Origin of the sequence: Pedobacter sp. (genome assembly GCF_035566355.1) — a bacterium.
Classification (GTDB): domain Bacteria; phylum Bacteroidota; class Bacteroidia; order Sphingobacteriales; family Sphingobacteriaceae; genus Pedobacter.
Genome location: NZ_DATMRL010000130.1, coordinates 1 through 8,730, shown reverse-complemented (window position 1 = coordinate 8,730; position 8,730 = coordinate 1). Strand labels below are relative to the sequence as shown.

9 protein-coding genes and 1 pseudogene are annotated in these 8,730 nt (G+C 38.1%); 5 read left to right on the top strand and 5 right to left on the bottom strand.

Annotation, left to right across the window (positions count from 1 at the left end; translation table 11 throughout):
• The 5 genes from VNZ46_RS05140 to VNZ46_RS05120 form a co-directional block, all read left to right on the top strand.
• Positions 1–357: hypothetical protein (locus tag VNZ46_RS05140; RefSeq protein ID WP_325559055.1), on the top strand; the 357-nt coding region annotated here is incomplete at its 5' end.
• A 179-nt stretch (positions 358–536) separates the two neighbouring features.
• Complete coding sequence (locus VNZ46_RS05135) at positions 537–893, top strand: TetR family transcriptional regulator C-terminal domain-containing protein (RefSeq protein WP_325559054.1); 357 nt, start codon at positions 537–539, stop codon at positions 891–893.
• Positions 894–933: 40 nt separating this feature from the next.
• Entirely contained in the window at positions 934–1,386 is a 453-nt protein-coding gene (locus tag VNZ46_RS05130; protein WP_325559053.1) for a hypothetical protein, read from the top strand.
• 11 nt (positions 1,387–1,397) lie between these two features.
• Positions 1,398–1,730, top strand: coding sequence for a DUF3817 domain-containing protein (locus tag VNZ46_RS05125; RefSeq protein ID WP_325559052.1), 333 nt, complete (start codon positions 1,398–1,400; stop codon positions 1,728–1,730).
• A complete protein-coding gene (locus VNZ46_RS05120) occupies positions 1,720–2,697 on the top strand; it encodes a c-type cytochrome (protein ID WP_325559051.1) in 978 nt (325 codons plus the stop codon). Before VNZ46_RS05125 ends, VNZ46_RS05120 begins: the two co-directional genes overlap by 11 nt.
• 7 nt (positions 2,698–2,704) lie before the next feature.
• On the opposite strand, the gene VNZ46_RS05115 is transcribed toward VNZ46_RS05120, so the two are convergent.
• The 5 genes and pseudogenes from VNZ46_RS05115 to VNZ46_RS05095 form a co-directional block, all read right to left on the bottom strand.
• Positions 2,705–4,108 carry a DUF4236 domain-containing protein gene (locus VNZ46_RS05115; RefSeq protein ID WP_325559050.1) on the bottom strand — a complete coding sequence of 468 codons (1,404 nt, stop codon included), beginning with the start codon at positions 4,106–4,108 and terminating at the stop codon, positions 2,705–2,707.
• Positions 4,109–4,117: 9 nt separating this feature from the next.
• Positions 4,118–4,717, bottom strand: coding sequence for a thermonuclease family protein (locus tag VNZ46_RS05110; RefSeq protein ID WP_325559049.1), 600 nt, complete (start codon positions 4,715–4,717; stop codon positions 4,118–4,120).
• 110 nt (positions 4,718–4,827) lie between these two features.
• Entirely contained in the window at positions 4,828–5,763 is a 936-nt protein-coding gene (locus VNZ46_RS05105; protein WP_325559048.1) for a hypothetical protein, read from the bottom strand.
• The gene (locus tag VNZ46_RS05100; protein ID WP_325559047.1) at positions 5,763–7,760 is read right to left on the bottom strand and encodes a phospholipase D-like domain-containing protein; all 1,998 of its coding nucleotides are present in this window, start codon (positions 7,758–7,760) and stop codon (positions 5,763–5,765) included. Before VNZ46_RS05100 ends, VNZ46_RS05105 begins: the two co-directional genes overlap by 1 nt.
• A 291-nt stretch (positions 7,761–8,051) precedes the next feature.
• Positions 8,052–8,730, bottom strand: a pseudogene (locus tag VNZ46_RS05095) (restriction endonuclease); the annotation flags it as partial.

Below are 8,730 nucleotides of genomic sequence, written 5' to 3'. Positions count from 1 at the left end.
ACTAAAACAAATGGATTGTCAGCAACATTGGTAAAAGACGATGGGTTTATCGATGTTGATCTTAAGCAACTTGACCAGGAGATTGCAAATAAACTAAAGAACAAATACCAAAAACCAGAACTGGCAAAAGCGAAAGCTGCGGTGTACCGTTACTATAAAACTGTTCGTGTGGAAAACGGAAGATATGTTTCAGACTTGAAGTCTGCAGATCAGATTAAGATATCGAGTCAGTTGTTCACTTTGCTAAGTAACAATCTGGAGGAAATGAACGCCTCTATTGCAAAGCTAAAAGCCAAAGGTGAAAAAGTAGACATTACAGAAATAACTCCTGAATACCTGGAAAGTTTACTGCAATAAAATCTATTCAATGTAATTAATGCTTATTAGATTTAGTTTGATAAAAAGAAGTTGTTTCAATATTGAGGCAACTTCTTTTTCTATTTGGTTCTAAGTTATCAAACGTCGAGTTGTAGACCATTTCAAGAATGACAATATTCTGATTTAAGTAAACATACCGTTTAGTATGTTTGTGCAATATGATATCAAAAGCCGCTAACACAAAGAAGCTTATTTTAACCAAGTCACTTGAACTGATCTATAAAAAAGGGTATCAGGCAACAAGCATTGACGATATCATAGCAACCAACAACCTGAATGAACCCATCAAAAAGGCTTTGAACCGTTTGATCCAACGGGTACAGCAAGCACTCGAACTGGCGCTGACCAACGCACAAAATAACAACGATATCCGCAAAGATGTTGATCCCAGGCGTGTGGCCATATTCTTACTGACAGGCTATTCCGGAGTGAGAAATATGGGTAAAGTACTAGGAAAGGAATCTTACATCCAATTCCTGAGAGAATTGAAAATTTATCTGAACAACCTCAAATAAAAAAATTTAATATAAAACATACCACTTAGTACTTTTTAATATGTATGATGCAATACTTCCCATTCACTCCCTGGTCAGATGGCTTGTCCTGTTGAGCCTGATCTATTCGATCACTTTATCAGCCCGCGCCTATTTCCAAGGGCGGCAGTTCACCAAAAGCGACGATAGCGTTAGACACTGGACAGCAACCATAGCACATATCCAGTTGATCTTAGGAATTTTGCTGTACACAAAAAGCATGACCGTTAAAGCCTTTTTTTCCGGCAACCAGAACATGGAATCATTTTTCTTTGGGATTATCCATATTTCGTCTATGCTTATTGCCATCGTCCTGATCACTATCGGCTCAGCGAATGCAAAGCGAAAAAAAGACAGTAAGGAAAAGTTTAAGACCATGTTGATCTGGTTCTCCATAGCCCTCTTGATCATCCTCCTTGCAATTCCTTGGCCGTTTTCGCCGCTCGCCCACCGTCCCCTGATTAGAAATTATTAATATATACAACCATGACACACTTTTTTAAAACACAGATCGGCAGATTGCGCCTGGTCGGGTTTCTGGAAGGCATCTCCCTTCTGGTGCTTATTTTTGTCGCCATGCCACTGAAGCATTACTTTAATAACCCCATGCTGGTCAAAAACCTGGGGCCTGTACATGGCGCGCTTTTCCTGCTGTTTATCTTCTTAACCCTCAGCGTCGGTGTAGAAGAGAAATGGAAATTCAAAGACACCACATGGAAGGTTTTACTGGCCTGTATTATACCGTTTGGGACTTTTTATATAGACAAGCACATCCTGAAAAATGCGGAGGCTAACCGGACCGGTAGGGATGAAGAATAAGTTGTTACTACTGCTTTTCTTTACAGTCATTGTAGCCTATGTCGTATTTATGCACGACACAGGAAACCGACCGATAGCTAACGGGATCCGCTTTAACGAAAGGCTATCTACTTATGGACTTTTCCACGGTCAAATGGCAAATCTGGAACCTGCTGCAGGTGTTGAAATTCTTGAACTGGGATCAACACTTTTTACCGATTACGCAGAAAAGCAAAGGCTGATCAAGTTGCCAAAAGGCAAGCGAATGCGTGCAACCGGTAATGCGCTGCCGGAATTCCCCGAAGGCACTGTTATTGCAAAAACATTCTACTATTCGCGAGCGGAAGGAAAGAAACGTAGGCTGATTGAAACCCGTCTGCTGATCCTTCAAAATGGCTTATGGAATGCGGCTACTTATCAATGGGATATGGCGAAGGGAGACGCCATATTGCTGGAACAGGGGGGCCATGTCCCAGTCAACATCCAAAGCAAGGACGGAATTGTACGCAAGATCAATTACCAAATCCCCTCCCAAAAGGATTGCACCAGCTGCCACCGGTCTGACAACCAATTGATACCCATTGGCCCAAAAATCAGCAATTTAAACATAGAAGTCCTCCGTAACGGGAAGCGCCAAAACCAACTGGTCTATTTGCATGAAAAGGGCTTGCTGGATTATAAAGACAGAAACCATTTTGGAACAATCCCTGACTACCATGATGCATCATTGCCGACAGAACAAAGGGCAAGGGCATATATGGCGATGAATTGCGCTCATTGCCATCAGCCGACGGGTATGGCCGGCCAGAAGTCCTTAAAACTGGATTTTTCAACAAGCTATGAAAATACCGGTATCCCATTCAATAAGCAGAATATTGTAGAAAGAACAGCTGCAATGGGCGAATACCACATGCCGAAGATGGGTACTACCGTTATTGATACAGCGGGTGTTGCTTTGATCAGGAGATACATTCTGAGCTTGCAGTAGTCTATCCCTATTCCACTAAATTTCTAAACTGTGCAGGTGGGCGGTCCTGCTTCATTTTTGATTGCAAACACCCAATCTGTAAAAGAAAGTTTGTAAAGCCATGGAAGCCATCAACTTTTGAAGTTGTTATGATTTCGTATATCCCTGTGCCAGATCTAAAAGTATACTGTGAATACAAACAGATCGGTATTCTTCTGTTGTCATTAAATCGCCTGTCTGGGCCGCCATTTTTATTAACATATTTCCAGGTATAATCCACAATTTTAGCATCACTGGGTACGGTTTGATCTTCGATAAACCTAGAGTTTACACTTGAGATTTCCAGATGATTATAAAAAACAGCGGCAAATTTGTTCCCCCGTTTAATTAACAGACGCTCAGGAAGGAAAAAAAACTCTGTATTTCTAAGCTGAATATAGGGGATCTGCACATTTGTCTTCAGAAATTTATTTGGGATTTGATGTGAGGATATTCTAAATATGGGATGTCTGTTAATCAACTGTCCAGCGCCAGCATTTCTCTTCCAGTCATTATTTATTGTAGAATGCAGGTATTGCCATTTGCGTGCACAAGTATTAAAATTCAAGAAATGCTGTGCAAATTGCTGATAAACTACAGACATGTCCTTATCCATTTCATAGAAAATCTCCATTGCAAATCTCTTTTTATCTTTTTTATGCAACCAAAACAATAAGCAAACAAAGAAAACGGAGCCAAAAATAAGTTCAACATAAAAATAAGGGTTAACCAAATTCAGTTCGTCATTACTCTGCTGAGTATCTTTTATATGATTGATAATAGCGAGCTTTTTATTCACATACCCAATTGTATCCCCGAATTGAATCTTTAACCATTTTCCTTTAGTTGAATCCAATAAGGCAAATTCCTCTCTATCGGTTGCAACCTTAACAACTTTAGACTTTGCATTTGGGAATTCTCTGATATTTGAGCCAACATCGGAGTTTATGATCGCAACAACACGATTACCCTCAGGCTTTACAATTGTTGTATGATTTTCAAACGAGCTTCCAAAAAGGAAGAGGAGAAAAATAATAAGAGGCAAGATTCCAAACCAGTTGACATAAGATATCTTATTCGCCTTTTCCGTTAGTTCATTAATAAAATCCTTAGAATCAACATCTGTTAGATTATCAATATTGGAAGAGGTTATTGTATGCGGATTATTATAATCAAGCACAACAGGCTGGACTTCGTTTACCCGAGGTCGGGTATCAGTACCGCTAATTTTTTGCCGGTAATAAATACCATTTGATCCAATATTCACATATGTACCCCGTGGGCCTGTGTTAATTCTAGCTCCTTTAATGCCAATTGAGTAACTGAATCCTGATTTAGACAAATTGAGGCGGAAAATTCCGGAAGTGAATGATTTTCGAAAATAGAATCCCATAGTGAGGCTTTAATTAGAGGTTATTGATATAGAATTAGGTGTGTGTAATCTGATCTTTTTACGATTCCGCCACTCCCAGGGTGGAGTAGGATTGGGGTCTTGCCAAAGCCCTACTTTATTCTCTCTCGCTTCAATTTCTAACTGAGCATAAACGGGATCTGTAGAATACTTTTTGAAATGCCAGGCCATACCTTGCCTCACCATTTCCTGATTGACAACCTGCTCATTATCGTTAACAACGACTGCAATCAACCTCCTGTAGCGATCGTATTTTTCCCCGTAAACAGTAACATCCTGTCCAAAACATAAATCAGATAAGGCTTCTTTTGCATTATTTCCAAAAGGCTGGGAACCTCTTTTCTCCGGACAGTCAATATGGGCTAAACGTATTTTGGTCGGTGTATTTTGATAAAGAACCTCCATAGTATCCCCATCTATAATTCGGATTACTTTTGCAACGAAAGTCTGGTTCTTTAGGTTGATTACAACAGTTCCAGGAAGCAATCTATCTTCAACCTTTGTAGCGTTTATCGGTTTCCCTGATTGTGAACAGGAAAATGTCAATATAATAATTGCCGAAAACAGAGTTCTAAGAAAGGTATGTCTCATTGTTTAATATTTAATTAGTTTATATATTTATATATAGGTATAAATATATGTAGATGTAAAGATCTGTTTGATGAACTATTTGGTTTGCTCTAATATAGTTGCAGAGATATTTATTTCTTAACGAAGTCAAGAATGTATTTAACAGCCTCATCTTTATTACTAGCAATAGGTTTAAGTTCAAACCTTTTAACCCCCGAACTTCTCATCCAATCCGACCAAATCAATTTCATAATTTCCATATCCGTTGGATGTGTCGTTGCTGCACCAGTTCTTGAAAGCGATCGATCGTACATTTCCAGTACAATCACTTCCAAATTATTTAGAAATGAATTTTTGACCGGATTAATCCTGAATTTTGGATTCTTGGCCAGGAAAGTTTCCATATTACTTTCTTTCGACTTTAAAAAGGCTTTCCTGAATTCACTAACCTTGTTTGCACTCAAATCATAACCCTTCTGATAAATACCCGCTTCAATATAACCGTCAGTCATTAGGATCATAATATTCCTAAATACGTCGGTTACTTTCTTTTTTTGAACGCAGGGTAATACAACCCTTGCATCAATACCCGATTGGAAATAAGTCCAGATATCAGCTCCATTATTAGAAACCGATGCCAGGTTATTAAACCTCCTGTATTCAGTATTAAACTTAATGATATCCCCTGGAAGAGTTTGGGGTACATTATGCCTGGACATAATGTAGTCAATACGATCACTTTGGTGAGTGCCAAATCTCTGAAGATCGATCGTTAGCAAGTCAGTATTAATTTTATAAATACCTATCAGTCCTTTGTTTATAAAATCGACGCTAAACCGATCTTGTTGTCCTTCCGTTCTTTTGAGTTTTATGATCTCTGGCCAAATTCTTCTTAGAAAACCATCTACTATATCTGCATCATTAACAGCCTTAGGATATAATTTAGGGTTTAAGCGGTTTGATAAGTCTGGAGCAAATACAATATTGTAGTGGATTACTTGCTTTTGGGCATATAATTTAATCGTCGCTGAACATATTAAAAGCCCTATGATTAAGTGTTTTTTCATCAGATCTTTACCCGTTTATCTAGTTGAGAAGTCCGTAGCTTTTCGTTTTGCCAATTTACAGCAGTGTCGAATGCTTCCTTGGATTTTTCAGTTGCTTTTGGTATCGCATATTCTTCATGTAAATAGTCATTCCAGCCCTCTAAAAAGATGTTAATTCTATCATTAAGAGAATCAATTGAGATAGGAAGGTGGTCATTTTCCACGTGACTTTTGTAGATGGTAGATATGTTCTTAATGTGCTGTTTCCCGGTAATTAAATCTGTTTTCTTAATTTCCTTTAGCAAGTTCAGTTTATTGGGCAGAGATTCCAGTTGTGCCTCTGTTATTTTATGTTCGGCCTCCAGGCCAATATTTAAGCCCTCTATCGTATAAATCTCTCCTTTAATCAATAAAACTTTTTCTTCTTCCAACCTCGCGTCTTCATTTAGCTGTTGGATGAGTAAGTTGTTTTTTAACGTGGCGATATCCGGATTGCGTTCATCAAAAATTGACATCAATTTTTCAAAAGCAAATTTCAACATCCAAAGACCTAATCCCCCTAAAAGAAATACAAGATAGAAATTTGGATCCCGGAAAGCCATAGTTGTTCGCCATATCTCATTGGTATCTCCTGCATCATATTTCATTTGATAAATAGCAGCCGATACTTTATAAGCAATTGAGGTATCAATCAATAGCGCTCCCACAGCAAACATGGAGTAGACAACCCATGGTTTCTTGGTAAACAACTTTATAAGAGCACAAAAAATAGGAATGCTCACAAAGAGTAAAATGAAAATAATTCCTGATCCTCCCTTTTCGAAAGTCAGGCTTAAGGCCTTTGGGTTAAATATTTCCATTGAGGCAGCCTCTAAACCGGCTTCTCTCGCCGACTTAGCATCTTCAACAGCAAATAATAAAATATAGCAAGCAGAAGAGTAAAAAATAAAGAGATAAGATAACAAACAAACATTAGCAAAAAGTACAGGAATGAACTCATACCATTTGAATTTGGGCTTAACAAAATCTCTCTGGGCATTTCTTATCTTTTCCTTAATCTCAGAAATAAGCTTCTCATGAAAAACAATTTTGTTGCTTTTCATGCTTTCAATCTCCTGCCTATTTTTGGCGATATCTGATTTGAGGCTAATTAATTTGTTTTTTGCATTTAGGGTTTCATTTTCGGCCTCAATTTCCGCCGTCTGTAGCTGTAAATTCAAGTTTTCTTCAAATACATTGAGACTTTTAACCTCTTGTTCGTCTATTTTTGTAATCAATCGGCGCTTTTTATCATCTACAACATCAATGTCATTAATAAAAACAGAGTAAACAGTGTCTAGTGATTTGGTGAGTACCTGATGATCTCCATTATTAAATTTTGAACGTTCATATCCCTGGCCTCTCAAAATTGCGCGATCGAAATTTCCAATTTCAGCCGCGATCATGGAATCAAGCACCTTAGTGAATTCAGAAATGGCATGTTCTTTAGCGCTGTGATTCTCAATCTTCGCTTCAGCAGAAGAAGGTTCATCAGAAACTTCAATAACTGTTTCCCCACGTTGTAAAGAAGCTTTCTGGTTGATATCATCAAAGTTGGAAATCAAACTGGCCACTGTTTGAGCATGGTTGGTTACAATGATGCTTTCATGGTTGTTTTTTTTCGCGTTGACTGACCAATTGTAGGAACCATGTAATGCAATCTGTTTATCAATTATGCAGAATTTTTGGTTCATAATGCCGTAACCAACGTTTTTTATTTTAGTTACCGACACACCCAGTGAGACCAGTTCATCAAAGTCCAATTTTAAGTTTTCCTGATTATCAGCAATAATGAGCTGAATGCTGATACCTTGAGAAGCTTTTCTTTTGAGAATGTCGAATAGCTCCTCATCCGTAAACCAGGAGCTTGCAATTAGAATTTCAGATTCAGCGTTTTCGAGTTCTTTGACAATACGCGCAAAAATTTCCTTGTTATTGTGCAGGACTTCTTGTTCAAAGGGTTGTGCAGGAGCTATCATTTTTTTCTTTTTGAGTAAGGATTTCCAATTTGAATGAAGGTTTATTCATTTGTATCGTCAAAAGTATACCCTTGCAGGAGGTTTTTTTTACGGGAAACCGTAAGCCTATCGACTATTTTGAGAAGTTTTTGGTGATCCTTTTTTTGGATTAAATGCTTGTAATACAGTATTTTGAATTTGTATAATGAGAGATTGCTCCGATGCCAGAAATGGCAAATCTGGATGCAACCCCTTCATTTTTTTGAGAGCTAATAAACTTGCCTGTATTTACTACAGCAATTCTTTTAAATCTTAATAATTATCTACCGTTTGGTGCAATTCATTCCTGTAGTTATAGATCTCATCAAGGCTGGCCAGCTGCTTTTTCTCACCAGCATCTTTCCCTTTGTGAAATGTCTCCAGGTATTTATTTGCCGTATTAAAATGCAGCCGGCAAATCGGTTTCCTGTTGTTATCGTCCAGCAAGATTCCAAAGTAAGACTGTGTATCCCGTGGAGCAATGCGATTGGAAGGGATCTTCTCCCGTAGAATGGCCTTTACAATCTGAAAGGCCTCTAATTCTTCCTCCGTTGTTACAATTTTTCCAGCCTCATTGTTCTCATCAATCAGCAGACTGGCTTTACCCTCGTCCTTTTTCTCAATCTTCTCATTGATGTTCAAGGCAGATTTCAACCTGTCGCTGATAGATTCATTAATAGAAACGGCTAAAGCCTTCTTCGTATATTCCTTAAAGGCAATCATTCGATTTGCAGTTAGAGGCTTGTCAAAAAATCTATTGACCAGTAACTTAACAATTTCATCAGATGGATTATCTATCTCTTTTTCAAATTCCTTCCTGATTGCCTTAATGTATTTTAAACCTTCGGCCGAATCAAGAATGCTTTCTAAGTTGTATTCATTTTTAGTAAAGCTTTCCAGAATTTTGATGGAGTTATCCTTCAAATCCTCAATATCTATGGTTAAGAAGGGC

Bases quoted from the DNA above. Each gene is read 5' to 3' on its own strand.
- VNZ46_RS05135 (WP_325559054.1), top strand. From the start codon at position 537: ATGATATCAAAAGCCGCTAACACAAAGAAGCTTATTTTAACCAAGTCA.
- VNZ46_RS05130 (WP_325559053.1), top strand. From the start codon at position 934: ATGTATGATGCAATACTTCCCATTCACTCCCTGGTCAGATGGCTTGTC.
- VNZ46_RS05125 (WP_325559052.1), top strand. From the start codon at position 1,398: ATGACACACTTTTTTAAAACACAGATCGGCAGATTGCGCCTGGTCGGG.
- VNZ46_RS05120 (WP_325559051.1), top strand. From the start codon at position 1,720: ATGAAGAATAAGTTGTTACTACTGCTTTTCTTTACAGTCATTGTAGCC.
- VNZ46_RS05115 (WP_325559050.1), bottom strand. From the start codon at position 4,108: ATGGGATTCTATTTTCGAAAATCATTCACTTCCGGAATTTTCCGCCTC.
- VNZ46_RS05110 (WP_325559049.1), bottom strand. From the start codon at position 4,717: ATGAGACATACCTTTCTTAGAACTCTGTTTTCGGCAATTATTATATTG.
- VNZ46_RS05105 (WP_325559048.1), bottom strand. From the start codon at position 5,763: ATGAAAAAACACTTAATCATAGGGCTTTTAATATGTTCAGCGACGATT.
- VNZ46_RS05100 (WP_325559047.1), bottom strand. From the start codon at position 7,760: ATGATAGCTCCTGCACAACCCTTTGAACAAGAAGTCCTGCACAATAAC.